The 15,981-nt window shown below is 72.8% G+C and carries 16 protein-coding genes and 1 pseudogene; 10 read left to right on the top strand and 7 right to left on the bottom strand.

From position 1 onward, the window contains the following. Nucleotides 1–5: 5 nt before the first annotated feature. Both AB0O11_RS20995 and AB0O11_RS20990 read left to right on the top strand, forming a co-directional pair. Nucleotides 6–842, top strand: coding sequence for a helix-turn-helix transcriptional regulator (locus tag AB0O11_RS20995; protein WP_363389123.1), 837 nt, complete (start codon nt 6–8; stop codon nt 840–842). A 118-nt stretch (nt 843–960) separates the two neighbouring features. Next, the gene (locus tag AB0O11_RS20990; protein WP_363388944.1) at nt 961–1,863 is read left to right on the top strand and encodes a neutral zinc metallopeptidase; all 903 of its coding nucleotides are present in this window, start codon (nt 961–963) and stop codon (nt 1,861–1,863) included. A 12-nt stretch (nt 1,864–1,875) separates the two neighbouring features. On the opposite strand, the gene AB0O11_RS20985 is transcribed toward AB0O11_RS20990, so the two are convergent. Further along, nucleotides 1,876–2,139, bottom strand: coding sequence for a LysR substrate-binding domain-containing protein (locus AB0O11_RS20985; protein WP_363388941.1), 264 nt, complete (start codon nt 2,137–2,139; stop codon nt 1,876–1,878). A 325-nt stretch (nt 2,140–2,464) separates the two neighbouring features. On the opposite strand from AB0O11_RS20985, the gene AB0O11_RS20980 reads away from it, so the two are divergent. Then, entirely contained in the window at nt 2,465–4,102 is a 1,638-nt protein-coding gene (locus AB0O11_RS20980; protein WP_363388938.1) for an alkaline phosphatase D family protein, read from the top strand. Nucleotides 4,103–4,156: 54 nt separating this feature from the next. Here AB0O11_RS20980 and AB0O11_RS20975 read toward each other — a convergent pair whose 3' ends face one another. Continuing rightward, entirely contained in the window at nt 4,157–4,894 is a 738-nt protein-coding gene (locus AB0O11_RS20975; RefSeq protein ID WP_363388935.1) for a histone-like nucleoid-structuring protein Lsr2, read from the bottom strand. Between the two features lie 349 nt (nt 4,895–5,243). On the opposite strand from AB0O11_RS20975, the gene AB0O11_RS20970 reads away from it, so the two are divergent. Beyond that, nucleotides 5,244–5,897 carry a hypothetical protein gene (locus AB0O11_RS20970; RefSeq protein WP_363388932.1) on the top strand — a complete coding sequence of 218 codons (654 nt, stop codon included), beginning with the start codon at nt 5,244–5,246 and terminating at the stop codon, nt 5,895–5,897. Nucleotides 5,898–6,301: 404 nt separating this feature from the next. Beyond that, on the top strand, nt 6,302–7,612 hold the full coding sequence (locus tag AB0O11_RS20965; RefSeq protein WP_363388929.1) for a S8 family serine peptidase: 1,311 nt from the start codon (nt 6,302–6,304) through the stop codon (nt 7,610–7,612). Nucleotides 7,613–7,807: 195 nt separating this feature from the next. On the opposite strand, the gene AB0O11_RS20960 is transcribed toward AB0O11_RS20965, so the two are convergent. Together AB0O11_RS20960 and AB0O11_RS20955 are read right to left on the bottom strand one after the other, a co-directional pair. Continuing rightward, the gene (locus AB0O11_RS20960) at nt 7,808–8,695 is read right to left on the bottom strand and encodes a hypothetical protein (RefSeq protein ID WP_363388926.1); all 888 of its coding nucleotides are present in this window, start codon (nt 8,693–8,695) and stop codon (nt 7,808–7,810) included. A 236-nt stretch (nt 8,696–8,931) separates the two neighbouring features. Beyond that, a complete protein-coding gene (locus AB0O11_RS20955) occupies nt 8,932–10,422 on the bottom strand; it encodes a hypothetical protein (protein WP_363388923.1) in 1,491 nt (496 codons plus the stop codon). 465 nt (nt 10,423–10,887) lie between these two features. Here AB0O11_RS20955 and AB0O11_RS20950 point away from each other — a divergent pair, with 465 nt between their 5' ends. Together AB0O11_RS20950 and AB0O11_RS20945 are read left to right on the top strand one after the other, a co-directional pair. Beyond that, a complete protein-coding gene (locus AB0O11_RS20950; protein ID WP_363388920.1) occupies nt 10,888–12,048 on the top strand; it encodes a histidine kinase in 1,161 nt (386 codons plus the stop codon). Further along, entirely contained in the window at nt 12,045–12,707 is a 663-nt protein-coding gene (locus AB0O11_RS20945) for a response regulator transcription factor (RefSeq protein ID WP_363388917.1), read from the top strand. The genes AB0O11_RS20950 and AB0O11_RS20945 overlap by 4 nt, the downstream gene beginning before the upstream one ends. Nucleotides 12,708–12,884: 177 nt before the next feature. Here the strand turns inward: AB0O11_RS20945 and AB0O11_RS20940 are convergent. The 3 genes and pseudogenes from AB0O11_RS20940 to AB0O11_RS20930 all read right to left on the bottom strand — a co-directional run. Beyond that, nucleotides 12,885–13,064: pseudogene (locus AB0O11_RS20940) on the bottom strand (NUDIX domain-containing protein); the annotation flags it as partial. 65 nt (nt 13,065–13,129) lie between these two features. Beyond that, nucleotides 13,130–13,327 (bottom strand): DUF397 domain-containing protein, encoded by a 198-nt coding sequence (locus tag AB0O11_RS20935; protein WP_363388914.1) that lies wholly within the window; start codon nt 13,325–13,327, stop codon nt 13,130–13,132. Next, a complete protein-coding gene (locus AB0O11_RS20930) occupies nt 13,320–14,147 on the bottom strand; it encodes a helix-turn-helix transcriptional regulator (RefSeq protein WP_363388912.1) in 828 nt (275 codons plus the stop codon). The genes AB0O11_RS20935 and AB0O11_RS20930 overlap by 8 nt, the downstream gene beginning before the upstream one ends. 322 nt (nt 14,148–14,469) lie before the next feature. On the opposite strand from AB0O11_RS20930, the gene AB0O11_RS20925 reads away from it, so the two are divergent. From AB0O11_RS20925 to AB0O11_RS20915, 3 genes are all read left to right on the top strand, one after another. Then, the gene (locus AB0O11_RS20925; RefSeq protein WP_363388909.1) at nt 14,470–14,904 is read left to right on the top strand and encodes an ATP-binding protein; all 435 of its coding nucleotides are present in this window, start codon (nt 14,470–14,472) and stop codon (nt 14,902–14,904) included. A gap of 15 nt (nt 14,905–14,919) precedes the next feature. Next, the gene (locus AB0O11_RS20920; protein ID WP_363388906.1) at nt 14,920–15,474 is read left to right on the top strand and encodes a hypothetical protein; all 555 of its coding nucleotides are present in this window, start codon (nt 14,920–14,922) and stop codon (nt 15,472–15,474) included. Between the two features lie 276 nt (nt 15,475–15,750). Beyond that, nucleotides 15,751–15,960, top strand: coding sequence for a hypothetical protein (locus AB0O11_RS20915; protein ID WP_363388903.1), 210 nt, complete (start codon nt 15,751–15,753; stop codon nt 15,958–15,960). Nucleotides 15,961–15,981 lie beyond the last annotated feature (21 nt).

Here is a 15,981-nt window from a genome sequence, read left to right as displayed (position 1 = left end):
GCATGATCGACCGAGCGGCACTGGCCGACTTCCTCACCCGCACCCGGGCCCGGCTCGCCCCCGCCGACCTGGGGCTGCCGCCCGGGGCGCGACGGCGCACACCCGGGCTGCGCAGGGAGGAAGTGGCGCAGGTGGCGGGACTGTCGGTGGACTACTACGCGCGCCTGGAGCAGCGTCGCGGCCCGCAGCCCTCGCCGCAGCTGCTCGCGGCCCTGGCGCGGGCACTGCGGCTGAGCGAGGACGAGCGCGACCACCTGTTCCGCCTGGCCGGGCACGAGCCGCCACGCCGACACGGACCGCTCGGGCACGTACGGCCGGGACTGCTGCTGATCCTGGACCGGCTGCACGACACGCCCGCCCAGATCGTCTCCGACCTCGGCGACGTCCTCGCCCAGAACCCGATGGCCGCCGCCGTCTTCGGCGACGCCGCCGCCCTCGCACCCGAGCGGCGCAACCTGCTGCTGCGCTGGTTCACCGAACCGGACACCCGGGCACTGTTCCCGCCCGAGGACCACGAGGACCTCGCCCGCGCCCACGTCGCCGCCCTGCGCGCCGCCCACACCACCCGCCCCGGGGACCGGCGCGCCGCCGAACTGCTGGAACAACTCCTCACCGCCGGAGGGGAGTTCACCTCCCACTGGGAGCGCCACGAAGTCGCCCGGCGGCGCAGCGGCCGCAAGCGGGTGCTGCACCCCGTGGTCGGGCCGCTGGACCTGGAGTGCGAGGTGCTGGCCGCCGGCGGCGAGGACCAGCTGCTGCTCGTGCACACCGCCGCGCCCGGCAGCGAGTGCGCCTCCCGACTGGAACTGCTGCGCGTCGTCGGCGCCCCGGCCCCCGCCTGAGACCCCGCTGCGCCGTGGCGGGGGCCGGGGCCCGTAGGCTGGGCCGGGCCGTCATGGCACAGACCGTCACCAGAACACACAAAAGCGACCGACCGACAGAAGCGGGCAGGCAGGGGCAATGCAGTTCGACGACCAGGGGGACCTCGACACCTCGCAGGTGGACGACCGGCGCGGCATCCCCGGCGGGAAGCTCGCCATCGGCGGCGGGGCCGTGGGCCTGATCGCGGTGCTGGTGGCGGTCGTCCTCGGGGTCGACCCGCAGCTGCTGGGCCTGTCCTCCGGCTCCGGCTCCTCCGGCTCCTCCGGCGTGCGCACCGAAGGCGAGGCGCAGAAGACCTGCAAGACCGGGGCGGACGCCAACAAGCGCCAGGACTGCCGGATCGTGGCCGTCACCAACAGCCTCCAGGAGTTCTGGCGCACCGAGCTGCCGCGTGCCGCCAAGATCCCGTACAAGAACGCCGAGACCGTGCTGTTCACCGGCCAGGTCTCCACCGCCTGCGGCGCGGCGACCTCGGCGGTGGGCCCGTTCTACTGCCCCGGCGACAAGAAGGCCTACTTCGACCTCGGCTTCTTCAACGACCTGTCCGCCCGCTTCGGTGCCAAGGGCGGCCCGTTCGCCGAGTCCTACGTCGTCGCCCACGAGTACGGGCACCACATCCAGACCCTCACCGGCGCCATGCAGAAGGTCGGAGGCGACCGCCAGGGCGCCACCAGCGGCTCGGTGCGCCTGGAACTTCAGGCCGACTGCTACGCCGGAGTGTGGGCGCACCACGCGACCACCACCCCGCAGGCCTCCACCGGCCGTCCGCTGATCGCCTCGCTCACCGACCAGGACATCGCCCTGGGCCTGGACGCGGCCGCGGCGGTCGGCGACGACCGGATCCAGCAGCAGGCCACCGGCCGGATCAACCCGGAGGCCTGGACGCACGGCTCCGCCGAGCAGCGCAAGGCCTGGTTCACCACCGGCTACCGCAGCGGCGACCTCGCCCAGTGCGACACCTTCTCGGCCGCCAAGCTGTAGCAGCCCCCGCCGTCACAAGCCCCCGTCCGCCTGCCCCGCCCCGCGCCCGGTCCCAGCCGGCGGGCGGAGGCGCACGGAGGCGGGCAGACGCGCCTGCGCGTCCCGGAGCAGCGCCAGGGAGCGCCGGCAGTCGGGGCTGTCGACGCCGACCCGCACCAGCGGCAGGCAGGTGGCGGCGCGCCGGGCGACGGCGGGCACCAGGCCGATGCCCAGGCCCGCGCTGACCAGCTCGGCGATGGCAGCGGCCTCGTCGCTCTCGCAGACGATCCGCGGCACCAGGCCGCGCGCGGGGCGAACGGCCGCTGCGGCAGGCGGCGCTGCCGGCACCCGGGGCGCGCGGCTTGACCGGCCCATTGCGCGGGCCGCGCCCACCGGGCGTACGGGCGGGCGCAGGGGCCTGCGGGTGCGCGGCGGGGCCGGGCGGGACGCGGCGAACGCAACCGGAACATGACGTTCCGTCCGGTTAGGGACGAAGTGCCGGACCTTCACGGGTCTCCCATCAGATGATCACTCTGCTGCCGGAATCCCGACCCCCGCAGTACGGGGCGGTCCACTCCAATTCCCTTCGCACACACCCGAGCAGCGAAAGGCCACCACCCCCATGACCCGCCCCGCCGATCACCCCACCGCCGACCGGATGCTGCGCGACGCCGCCGCCCGCCTGGACCGGCGCCGCTTCCTGACCGTCACCTCGGCCGCCGCCGCGCTCGCCTTCAGCGTCAACCTGCCCTCCGCACACGCCGCCGACAACGAGATCGCCCCGCGCGCCATCGGCGACAACCCCTTCACCCTCGGCGTGGCCTCCGGCGACGCCACCTCCGAAGCCGTCGTGCTGTGGACCCGCCTGGCCCCGCGCCCGCTGGAGCCCGGCGCCGGCCTGCCGCCCACCGGCTCGGTCAAGGTCGGCTGGGAGATCGCCCGCGACGAGAAGTTCCGCCGCGTCGAGCGCCGCGGCACCGCCCGCGCCCACGCCGAGTTCAACTACGCCGTCCACGTGGACGTCGACGACCTCGACGCCGGACGCGAGTACTGGTACCGCTTCACCGTCGGCCCCTGGTCCAGCCCCGTCGGCCGCACCCGCACCGCCCCGCCGCGCGGCAGGAAGCCCGACAGCGCCCGCATCGCCTTCGTCTCCTGCCAGGCCTACGAGGACGGCTACTTCACCGCCTACAAGCACCTCGCCGGCGAGGACGTCGAGGCCGTCTTCCACGTCGGCGACTACATCTACGAGTACGGCATCGACGCCGTCGGCGGCGACCGCAAGTACACCGACCGCACCCTGCCCGCGTACTTCAACCACGAGACCACCACCCTGGAGGACTACCGGCTGCGCTACTCCCTCTACAAGAACGACCCCGACCTCCAGGCCGCCCACGCCGCCCACCCCTGGTACGTCACCTGGGACGACCACGAGGTGGAGAACAACTACGCCGCCGGCATCCCGGAGAAGAACCAGGACCCGGCCCCCTTCGTCGCCCGCCGCGCCGCCGCCTACCGCGCCTACTGGGAGAACCAGCCGCTGCGCATGCCCCAGCCGCGCGGCACCGAGCTGACCCTCTACCGGCGCGTCCACTTCGGCCAGCTGGCCCAGTTCGACATCCTCGACACCCGCCAGTACCGCGACGACCAGGCCAACGGCGACGGCTGGCAGTACCCCACCCCGGAGTCCGACGACCCCAAGCGCACCCTGATGGGCGCCACCCAGGAACGCTGGTTCGCCGAAGGCCTGCGCCACTCCAAGGCCACCTGGAACGTGGTGCCCCAGCAGGTCGTCTTCTCCCGCCGCAAGAACACCACCGCCGACCGCTCCAAGCTCTCCATGGACGCCTGGGACGGCTACCCGGCCGCCCGCGAACGCTTCCTGCAAGCCGTCGACCAGTCCGGCGTCAAGAACCTCGTACTGCTCACCGGCGACGTGCACGTCGCCTACGCCCTGGACGTCAAGCGCGACTTCAACGACCCGAACTCCCGCACCGTGGGCGTGGAGTTCGTCGGCACCTCGATCAGCAGCGACGGCGACGGCGAGGAGAAGCCCTCCAACTGGAACAACCTCATGTCGGCCAACCCGCACATGAAGTTCTACGACGGGCGCCGCGGCTACACCGTCCTCACCCTGGACCGCCACCGGGCCCGCGCCGACTACCGGGCGGTCTCCCACATCACCCGCCCCGGCGGCACCCTGTCCACCGCCGCCTCCTTCACCACCGAGGCCGGCAACCCGGGCATCCGCCCCGCCTGACGCGCGTCGCGCAACCCGCCGGTCCCGCCGCCCTGAGGGAGGCGGCGGGACCGCTCACCCCTGCGACACCTCGTAGGCCTCGCGGACGGCCGCCGGGACGCGCCCGCGCTCGTTGACGAGGATGCCGTGGGCGCGGGCCCAGAGGCGTATCGGCTCGTCCTGCGGCCAGGGACCGGGCTCACGGGAGGCAGCAGGCCTGCCGGGGCCCGTCCAGTCCCCTGAGGGGACTCCCTCCAGCCGGTCCGCCGCATCCTGGAAGAAAGCGGACAACGAGGCGTACACGCCCTCCTCGGGACAGGACGCCTCCGCCCACGTTCCGACGGTTCCGGTGACCGTGTCCACGAACGTCCCGTACAGGCCGTCGCGTTCGGCGGCGATCGGCACCCAGGTGCGGCGCCAGAACGGGCAGTCGGGGTCCTCGGACGGTTCCATCTCCTCCAGGCCCATCCGACTGAGATACACCCGCTGAATGTCCGTCAGGCCCAGCAGCATGTGGCCGCCGGGCACGGGCACGCCGCAGCCCCGCGTCACCAGACACGAGGGCATGTCGGGCCGCACGCCGGCATCGATGCCGTTCACCAGGAGCCACTCCCGCAGCTCCCGCGGCAGCGTCAGGCCCATGCGCCGCTCGGCCCGCTCGACGGCCTCCCGGCCCCCCGGACCGCCGAGCGCGGCGAAGACCGCCGGGTCGTGCCGCTCCAGCCACGCCGTCACCCGGCCCCACGCCTGCCGTACGTCTCCCGCCCCGGGTACCGGAGCTCCCATCACGTGCGACCCCCGCTGGTCATCCATGGGAAGACCGTACGCGGGGCCACCGACAGGGGGCAGTCGGACGCCGGCCCGCCCGTCGTACGGCCGGGCCGGCAGGGGAGTTTCGAGACCGATCGACTGATTTGTCATCACGGTTCGGCGACCTTCCGTCCGCCGGGGGATTAAATCGCTCCTCCCGACTCCCCGGCAGCGGTAGGTTTCCCGACGCACACATTCATGATCGTCACGGGGATTCACCATTTCCACTCAGTCTGCCGAGCCGTCCCACGGCGCCGCGCCCACCGAGCCCGCCTCCGACGCCACGGCCCCGGACCTGCCCGTCTACGGTGAGGGGCAACTCAGCTGCCGGCACTGCGGATCCGTCCCGGCCGTGGACGCGACCTTCCGCGGGCACCTGGGCCTCATCATCGTCCTGAAGTACCTGAAGACCCGGGGGCCGTTCTGCCGCAGCTGCGGCATCGCCACGCACCGCGAGATGACCTCCGACAGCCTCTGGCAGGGCTGGTGGGGCATACCCTCGATGATCGTCAACCCGATCATCATGCTGATCAACATCCCGCAGCGCCTGAAGGTCAACAAGCTGGCGCAGCCGCTGCCCGGCGCGCCCCGCCCGCCGCTGGACCCCGGAAAGCCGGTGTACCTGCGGCCCACGATCTTCGGCGTGCTCATCCCCGCGCTCCTGATCTCGGTGATCTTCCTCATCGAGAAGGGCGACCCCGAGTTCGCCAAGGCCGGCGACTGCATCCACAACAACAATCCGATCGCCGCCGCCCTGCCCGGCGTCATCGACAAGAACGCCGACGTCGAGGTGGTCCCCTGCTCCGACCCGAAGGCCGAGGCCCGCGTCGTGGGCCGCAAGGACGACACCAACGACGGCGAGAACGTGTGCCGGACGTCCTTCCCCACCTCCGACGGCTACTTCACCTACAAGCGGGGCAGCAACAAGTACACCCTCTGCCTGCAGAGCCTGGAGAACCCGCAGCAGAAGAAGCCGACCACGATCTTCGGCCCCGTGAACCCGTGACCCTGTGGTCCTTGGCGACTTTCCCGGGCCGGTCTGCCCCTCGACCTTCGATGTTCTGACGGGTCCGGGTGATCACGCGGCGCCGGCCGCGGCCCGTGCATGCCGGACGGCGTGGACTTCCTGACCGGTGGGCCGGTCAGGGCGGGCGGGCGGAAACCGGGCGGCGATGAACACCCGGCGGAACCGGTCCGGTGCGAGACCGGTTGCGCCGCCGGGGTGAGCGCGGTGCGGTGTCCGGCGTAGTGCGGTGCCGGCCGTCGGCGTGCCGCGGACCGTCGGCGGCGATGATGGCGACCACATCGAGCGGTCCACCCACGTGGGGCCGCGAGTCCAACCGGAATTCGGCTCAGGCCGGGTGACGCCTCATCGGGTTTCGTGCCCCGGCCGGCGGAACGAGGAGTCCCATGAGGCCCACCCCACCGATGCGGTCCCTGCTCGTCCTTCCCCTGCTGCTGGCCCTGGCGGGCGTCGCCGCGCCCGCGCAGGCCCTGACGCCTGCCGGCAGCGGCGTGCAGCCGTCCGGCCCCGCGGCCGTGACGGCCGAACGCGCCTGCGCACCGGCGCCGGCCGCTGCGGCGCACGCACCGACCGTGGCGCTGACCGCCCCGTCCGGCGAGGTGGCCGAGGTGCCGGCCGACCTGCGGGCGCCCTGCCTCGCCCTGATCCGGACCGACCTGCCCCGGCTGCGGCACCCGCGGCCGGACACCGAGCCGCCGGGCTTCGGAGCGCGCGACCTCCAGGCCGCCTACGACCTGCCCCGCAACGGCGGCGGGGACCGGACGGTGGCCATCGTGGTGGCCTTCGACGACCGCACCGCCGAGAGCGACCTCGCGGTCTACCGGGAGCAGTACCACCTGCCACCGTGCACCACGGCCAACGGGTGCTTCCGCAAGATCAACCAGAACGGCGGCACGACCCCGCCGCCGACCACCGACCCCGGCTGGGTGGCGGAGACCGCCACCGACCTCGCCGCCGTCAGCGCCGCCTGCCCGGACTGCCACCTCCTGCTGGTCGAGGCCGACAACGACCTGCTCCGCAACGAGATCCAAGCGGTCGGCCAGGCCTTCCAGCAGGGCGCCACGTTCATCTCGATGAGCTTCGGCGCGCCGGAATTCCCCAACCAGACGCTCGTCGACGCGTTCTTCTTCCACCGCGGCATCGCGTTCGTGGCCAGCAGCGGTGACAACGGCTACCCCAACCCGACCTACCCCGCGGCCTCCCAGTTCGTCACCGCCGCCGGCGGCACCAGCCTGCACCGGGTACACCACCGCGTGCAGCCGTTCACCCGCCGGGGCTGGTCCGAGAGCGCCTGGTCCGGCGCCGGCTCCGGCTGCTCGCTCTTCGACCCGAAGCCGTCCTGGCAGCACGACCCCGGCTGCGCCAACCGCACCATCGCCGACGTCTCCGCCGTCGCCGACCCCGGCACCGGCATCGCGGTCTACTTCACCGACCCCAACGACGGGGCCGGCTGGCACGTGATCGGTGGCACCAGCGTCGCCGCGCCGCTGATCACCGGCATGTACGCGGTCGCCGGCACACCCGGCGCCAACGACTTCGCCGCCTCCTACCCCTACGCCCGGCCCCGGGCCTTCAACGACATCGTCACCGGCTCCACCGGCTCCTGCGGCGGCTCCTACCTGTGCACAGCGGTCCGCGGCTACGACGGACCCACCGGCATCGGCACACCTCACGGCGTCCGCGGGCTGCGGCGCTGACACACCCGCACACCGGGTCACGGCGCACCGGACCGCCCCCACGGCGCCCGGTGCGCCTGCGCATCGGCGGGGCTCTGGAGCTCGGTGGTGGGTTGCCCGGGTGAGTGACGGGGCGTCATCCGGCCGCGCAGACCGGCAGGTGCACGGTGACCGGGATACCCGGCGGCGCGGGGTCGACGAGGACCCGGCCCGCACTCAACACGCGGGCCGAAGCGATCGGCCGCAGCCCCGCAGCGCCGCCCTGGCGCGGGCCGCACCGGTACGGGTGATGGCCTCGCCGCCGCCGATCCCGGCGGGCCGGGGCGCGAGGCCCGCGCAGGGGCCGCAGATTCCCGAACGGGGCACCGGGTCATGGCACTTGGCGCACTCGGCGTACCCGGCCGCGACAGGCCGAACGGCGGCCGGGGCGGGTGGCATCTTGCGCTCCAGGCGGTAGCGGAGCACCGCGAGCGCCGAGTGCACCCGGGCGGGCAGGCCCGGCAGCAGGGCCTGGGCGAGGTCGGCGGGGCTGCTGCCGCGCTCCAGCCACTGTGCGACCAGGGGGGCGAGTTCACGCGCCTCGGCCTCGCCCAGGCGCAGGCGCGGCTCCGGGCGGATCACCCGGAACAGCGTGGCGACCGCCTCGCGGAGCTGCTCGTCCGGCACCTCCGGGACCTGGCCGCCTGCTTTCTGATGGGCCGTCATCTGCTCGGCAGGGAGGGAGGGTTCTTGGTGCCGGTCCTTTGGAAGGGCGCCGGCGCCGCCGGTGGCCGCTCGACCGGGAACCGGACGGGTGGCACCCGGCGGCACGAGCTGAGGGGTGTCGTAGACGTGGGTCTCGGTGACGATCGTGCCGTCGGGCCTGCGGATCTTCTCGACCCGGTAGTACCCGGCGGCGGTCAGCTCCTTCAGGGCCTGGCGGATCGCGCCGCGCCCCTGGGGGCTGGTGTCGGCCATGTGCCGGCCGTCCTCGCGCCGGCCGTCGGGGCGGGAGAGGAGGTCCGCGAGCAGGCCGCGGGCGGTGTACGAGAGCCGCCGGCACTGCAGCATGCCGTTGGGCAACACGGTGAAGTCGCGCACGTGGGCGCTACGATGAACACGCATCGGGAGTTGCTGCTCCTGTTGCCGGACCCCGGGGTGTTGGTAGCACCGCCGGGGTCGCCTGTTTTCGGTTGAGGTAACGGAACGTACCACGGCGGTCACGCACACAACGGGCGTTCGCGACAACTGCCCCGACCGAGGAGCCGTCCGCTCCTGACGGCCTCGCGCAGGAAGTCGGCGGGTCCGACTTCCTGTACCCGGGGGCCGCCCCGGCGGCCCCCGGCCCCCGGCGCCCGGCTTCACGCCTTGTCACCCGGGTGGTGGACGCTGAGGCTGCCGTAGGCGGGCAGAACGCCGGCCAGGTCGCCGGGTTTGCCCCGCAGTACGGAGTCCAGGAAGGCGAGGGTGGCTGCGGCGACGACGCGCGGGCCCTCGGTGCGGCCCAGGGAACCGACGATCGAGGGCACGGGCGGCAGGTACAGGGGGCCGTCCATGAACGTGAGATGTGCGGCGCCGGGGACGGTGAGCCGGTAGCTCGTCGCGGTGCCGGAGCCGAGGGCCTCGGTGAGGCGGGGCAGGTAGCGCGGGTCGGTTGCCGGGGTGACGGCCTGGGTGAGCGCGAGAGCCGGCTGGTCGAGGGCGGGTGAGGCGGGGCCGTGGGGGTAGCCGTCCAGATCGATGACGGCGTGGAAGCGGCGGTCCTGCCGGGCTGCCTGCAGGGTGGCGGCACCGCCCATGGAGTGGCCGGTCACCGCGGCCCGGCCGGTGTCCAGGCGTCCGGTCAGCGGGTCGGCGCTCTCACCCCGGTCCAGAGCGTCCAGCCGGGTGAGGACGAAGCCGAGGTCGGCGGCTCGAACCGCTGTCCAGCCGGCCGCCAGCTCCTCGTCCTTGGCCGGGTCGCCGGTGGAGGCGGTCTCGGTGGTGATCGTCCGGCCGTCGGCGAGGACGACGGCGGCGGAGTCGTACGGGTGGTCGAGGGCGGCGACCACGTAGCCGTGGCTGGCCAGTTCCTCCGCCCAGGCGGTGTTCTGGGTGCGCACTCCGCCCGACCCGGGAGAGAACAGCACGACCGGGAACCGTTCGCCGCCGCCGGCCACCGGGGCGTCGAAGACCGCACGGCTGCGGGCGCGCGGGACGCCGTCGACCAGGAACCCCGGCAGGCCGACGCCGCGGGCGAGGGCCTCGGAGACGGTGCGCGCCTCGTGCTCCGTACGTCCGAGGTACTGGGCCCGCCGCGCGCCCGCGGGGCTCCTCCGCGCGGGGTACCAGAGCTGGACCACGACCGTGCGCAGGTCGCCGGGATCGGCGGTGAAGGTCTCGGGGCGGTGCGGGTCGGTCCACTGCACCACGCGGGTGCCGACCGCGAAGCCGCCCGTCGGCTCGGGGAACACGGGTACGGGAAAGGCCCAGGCGGCCACCGGGCTCGTGGCGATCAGGCCGACGCAGGCCACCGACCCCGGCAGCGCCGGCCACCAGCGGGCCCGCCACGCCGGCCGGCCGGTACGGCGTCGCAGCAGGGGGGAGAGGGCGAACGGCAACGCGAAGGCGGCGCCCGCCAGTACCGGCAGCAGCTGCCAGCGGATCCCCGCCACGCCCAGCACGATCGCGGACGGCAGGAGAACCGCCCCCGCCGCGACCGTGACGCGCGGGCGGGCGGCGGGGGGAAGCCAGCGCGCCACCACCAGCGCGACGGCACCCATCAGGGCGAGGATTTCCAGGGGGGACATGGGCAGTCCCGCGATGTTCTCGGTCACCCGGCCATGCTCGGCGCCGGGCGTGCGCCGCCGCATCGATCACGGGTCGTCATCGTGGGCGACCGGGGTCGCAATCCGCGGCAGGTCCCTGTGCGACCGCAGTGGCAGTCGGGCACGCCGGATCGGCGGCCGCTCTGCGACCCCGGGAGGTAGCGGGACTCCTCCTGCGGTCGTATCCCGGCACGGTGCCGTCAGACGGTGGACTCATGTGCGGCGCGGGCCCGCGGCCTACGGTGACAGGGCCGCGGTACGTGCCGGGCGGCGCGAGGCGTACGGTCCCCGTACCCGACGCGGATCCGGCTGTCCGCGGCGGTGGCCCCGGCCGGGGCCACCAGGACGCCGAACCGACAGGAACGTGCGATGACCGAGGCGGCCGCGGAACCCGGCCAGGCCCAACGGGTGCGGGACCGGTCGCGGGACCGGTCGCGGGCGTGGTGGGCGAGGACGGCCCCACGGCTGACGAGGTACGCCGGCCCGGCCTCCGCACGGGCGGCGCGACCGGTGACAGCCGCCCGGCGCCTGGGCTCCCGGCTGCCGCCCGCGGTGTGGGACGCGCTGCTGGCGACGCTCCTGCTCCTCAACGTCATCACCACGCGCGCGCCGCACGAGCTGCCGGTGGCCACGGCGCTCACCGCCGCCCTCGCACTGCCCCTGCTGTGGCGGCGCCGGGCCCCGTTCACGGTGTTCGGCGCCGTGGCGGCCGCGGCCTTCGTCCAGTGGCTGACGGACGTCCAACTGCCGGCCGACGTCGCCCTGCTGGTGGCCCTCTACACGGTGGCCGCGAACGCGGGCCGGCGCGGCACGCTCGTCGCCGGTGCCGTCGTGGAGACAGGGGTCCTCCTGGCCTGCCTGCGCTGGACGACGGAAGGCGCGTTCCTGGCCCCCTTCGTCGCGGCCACCGCGATGACCGTCGCCGCCGCCGTCCTCGGCGTGAACGTGCGCACCACGCGCGCCTACCTCGCGGCCCTGGAGGAACGGGCCGCACGCCTGGAGCAGGAACAGGAACAGCAGGCGCGACTGGCCGCCGCCGAGGAAAGGACCCGCATCACCCGGGAGATGCACGACATCGTCACCCACAACCTGTCCGTCATGGTCGCGCTCACCGACGCCGCCCTCTACGCGCAGCACCGGTCGCCCGACAAGGCCACCGCCGCGATGCTCCAGATCTCCGGGACGGGCCGGCAGGCCCTGACCGACATGCGGCGCTCGCTGGGCGTCCTGCGGACCGACGAACCGGACGCGCAGCGCCACCCGCTGCCCGGCATCGCACAACTGGAGGCCCTCGCCGACCAGATGTGCGCCGCCGGACTGCCCACCCGCCTCGACGTCCACGGCGGCCACACCCACATCCCCGCCACCGCACAGCTCACCGTCTACCGCCTGGTACAGGAAGCCTTGACCAACACCCTCAAGCACACGCCCGCCGGCACCCGCGCGAGCGTCCGGATCCAGTGCTCGACCGTCACCGTCACCGTGGACGTCACCGACAGCGGCCCCCGCCCGCCACATCCCGCCGCCACACCGTCCGGCCACGGCATCCCCGGCATGCGCGAGCGCTCGGCCGCCTACGGGGGGACGCTGAAGGCCGGACCGCTGCCGGGCGGCGGCTGGCGGGTCCACACCCGACTCCTCCTCGACGGCTGCGCGGCGGTGTCCGCATGACGATCCGCATCCTGATCGCCGACGACGAAGCACTGCTCCGCATGGCCTTCAGCACGGTCCTGGAGGCCCAGCCCGACATGGCACCGGTCGGCGAAGCCGCGGACGGCGCCCAGGCCGTGCGCCTCGCCCGGGAGCTGCGCCCCGACGTCGTCCTCATGGACGTCCGGATGCCCGGGACCGACGGGATCGAGGCGACCCGGCAGGTCATCGGGGTCTGCCCGCAGAGCAGAGTGCTCATCCTCACCACCTTCGACCTCGACGAATACGCCTTCGCCGGACTCAACGCCGGAGCCTCCGGCTTCCTGCTGAAGAACACCAGGCCCGAGGAACTGCTCACCGCGATCCGCAACGTCGCCGCGGGCGACGCGGTGCTCTCCCCGCGGATCACCCGCCGCCTGCTGGAGAGCCTCCGCCCGCACATCCCCGACGGCCGCAGCGCCGACCACGACGAGCGGCTGAGCCGGCTCAGCGCCCGTGAACGCGAGGTGCTCGTCCAGGTGGGCTGCGGCCTGTCCAACACCGAGATCGCGGCCACCCTGTACCTCGCGGAGGCGACCGTGAAGTCCCACCTGGGGCGCATCCTGCACAAGCTCGAACTCCGCGACCGGATCCAGGCCGTGGTCTTCGCCTACGAAAGCCGCCTCGTCCACCCGGCATGACGCCACCGCCCCGGGCCCGCCCACCCGGTGCGGTCGCGGGACCCGCCGTCTGCCGCACCCGGGCTGCCCTGGCCACCAACCGTGCGCAGGAAGTCGGCCCCGCCGACTTCCTGCGCACAGTGCAGGTGGTCCCCAGGTGCAGGGCGGGTGTCATCAAGCACGCCCTCAGCCACTGCCGCACCCGGCGAGCGACTCCCCGATGTCCATCCTGCCGCCGGGCAGCGCCCACATCCCGTTGTCGGTACGGCGCTGGAGCAGCACATGGCCCGCGTCGTCGACCACGACGACGGACGCAGCCGGGACCAGCGAGTTCGCCTTGGGGGCGTCCGGGTCGTCCCTGTAGTCATGCCTGGGCATGATCCACCGTCTCCGGAAGGAGCGGGCCGCAGGCCCGGACCCTGAACGCCGCCCGGGCCTGCGGTTCAGACGTCGCCGAACTCCCCGCTGCAGACAGCGGCGACGAACGACTCCCAGGCCTCGACGGCAAAGATCAGAGCCGGGCCTTGGGGGTCTTTGGAGTCACGGACCCTGCCCGGGTGCGCATCATCCACCTCGATGCAGCCGCCCCCGCCATTGCTGTAGGTGCTCTTGCGCCACTTGGCGCCCGTTGGGTCATGCATGGTCCAGTTCCTTCCGTGCCTCCCGGATCATGGCCAAACTGTCCGGCTGGCTGAGCGCGTTGACCTGGAGTCGATCGTATCGATCGACCCATCGGGCCACCGTCCCGGCATCTTGTTCCAGGTATCCCCGTTGAAGCGTCTCCGTGTACCCGACCAAAGCGCGATTCGGGAGGGTCAAGAGCGTGACGGGGTGGGACAGTGGTCGATCCTCGGCGAGGCGGTACGGGGCAATCTGGATGATCACATTCGGGTGATCACTCAGACGCTCCAGGTGAGAGAGCTGCATGGCCATAGTCTCCCGACCGCCGATTGGTCGGCGCAGGGCACCCTCGTCCAGGACAGCATGGATCGTCGTGCCCCGTTCGAGCATAAGTTGGCGTTGGGCCAGCAAGCCGAGCCTCCCGTCGGCTTGTTCCCGAGTCGCTTCCCCACGTCGGACGATGCCGGCTTCGTAGGCTGCGCTGTAGTCCGGGTGCTGAAGTATGCCCGACACCATATCCGTGTCGAACAGTCTGGCTGTGATCGCTTCGCGCTCCCGGCGAAGGTACTCGGAGAACCCCGGCAACAGAGCGCCGTTCTTCCAGCTCCACCACAGCCCCGTCAGGGCACCACCGGCGTCGAGGGCGGCGTCCACGCGTTCTACGAACTTTAAAGACGGGGCTTGTTTGGCTCTCTCCACGTTCGAGATGTAGACGTTGGAGTACCCGACTTGCTTGCCGAGTTCGATCTGCGTCATCCCCTTGGCCTGGCGTGACCTGCTGATTTGAACAGCAAGAGCCTCCAGTGGAGATGACGTTGGGTCAAGTGTGCGACGAACCAAGATCGCCCTCTTTAAAATCTGCCGGACTAGAGATTTGAAACTCTTCCGATCCTAGAGCAGGCTGAGCCACCCTGGTAGTCATTCGGTTACTGACCGAAGCCGCCCGCTGGGGCGGCAGGCGCACGACCTTCACGCAGACACCCATGCCCGAAGGCCGGAGCTCCTCGGATTCCCTCCAACTCAACGAAGCCATAGAGGACTTCAGCAGATTTGAAGGTGAGGATCCGCCCGGAAGTGGCGCCTGACCGTTGGATGACGCCGCACCAGGAAAGGCCCAGCGCACGGCGCACTCCATTCGCACGCACCCCCTGAGGTACTCCCCATGCTCAAAACCCACCGGCCCCGTACGTTCGTCGCGCGCCTCGACTCGCGCACCGAATCCACGCCCCTGGCCCGGTACTTGCTCCGGGCCTACCTCGCGGGGCTGCCCTCTGGGCACTGCTACCGCGACACCGCCGAACTGCTCCTCGGCGAGCTGTTCGCCAACGCCGTCCAGCACTCCGACGCCCCCGGCGACCGCCACATCGAGGTCCGCTTCGCCCTCGTCAACTCCCGCCTCCGGCTGGAGGTCCACGACGCCGGCAGCGGCCATCCGTCCCTCCGTGTCGCTGCGCCGGACGACGAGCGCGGGCGTGGCCTTCTCCTCGTCGACCAGCTTGCCGAACGCTGGGGCTGCGCCTCCCGGCCCGGCGGCATCGGCAAGTTCGTCTGGGCCCTCGTCGCCCCCGCCCCCGCTCCCGTCCTCGTCACCGCCTGAAAGCCCGAATCCCACATGCGCCTCGCCACCCTGGCCCGCCACGCCCTCTCCCGCGGCACCACCCCAGCCGCCACCTACGCCCTCCTTGCCCGCCGCACCCACAAGCCCCTGCCCTCCGCCCGCGCGGTGTGCCTCGCCCTGACCATCCCCCTCGCCGAGACCACCCGCCGCCTCGACGACTGCTACGACGCCCTGCTCGCCAACCCCCGCCCGAACTCCGAGACCGACACCGGCGAACTCCTCGAAGCCCTCGGCGTCTTCGACGTCCCCGCCTCCCTCACCCCCACTGAACTCGCCGTCGTCGACCACTTCCTCGCCGCCGTCGACGCCATGGGCGGCATCCGCCCCGGCCACCAGCACGGCCTCACCCGCTGGTTCACCACCGGCAACCTCACCGCCGCCTACCTCTCCCTCGCCGCCGCCCAACCCCTGCCCCGCACCGGCGACCCCGCCCGCTACTGGACCGCCCTCGTCACCGCAGGCGAACTCCTCACCACCACCCCCAACCCCGACACCCGCATCACCTACGCCCTCACCCACTGCCGCACCCAAGCAGCCACCCGCACCTGAACCCCACCGCGCAGGAAGTCGACCCCGCCGACTTCCTGCGCAGCACGGCCGAACCGGCCTGATCAGCCGAGCGCCTCCACCGCCGCAGGCCCGCGGCGAGCCTGTGGGGCAGCCGGACCCGAGGGCCGCCAGTTGCCGGCGACACCGGCCGGCGCTCTTCCGCTTCCGCGCACCCCGGCACCAGGCGCCACGGACCACCACCCGGCACGGTGGCCGGGCGAGGCCGCACTCCGGGGCGCTCGTACGGGAAGCGACTGGGAGCACAACGTCAAGGTGGTGCTGGACTGCATCAACAAGCGTGTCTGCCTCACCCTGACGCACTACCAGTACCGGGCATTGATCCCTCCCGAGGTCGGTGGCGGGCCGTACACGTTCTGGCGGGGGCCGGGCCAGAACCTGCAAGCCGCCCAGGCGGAGCTGGACAGGCAGCCGCGCGGCAAGACCGGAATCATGATGAGCCCCTGGCCGGAGATCGGCTTCTCCTGACCTGGGCGGCCCGGCACGCGC

This window comes from Kitasatospora sp. NPDC093102, from assembly GCF_040683915.1.
In the GTDB taxonomy this organism is placed as follows: domain Bacteria; phylum Actinomycetota; class Actinomycetes; order Streptomycetales; family Streptomycetaceae; genus Kitasatospora.
This window is presented reverse-complemented; position numbering and strand designations above follow the sequence as displayed.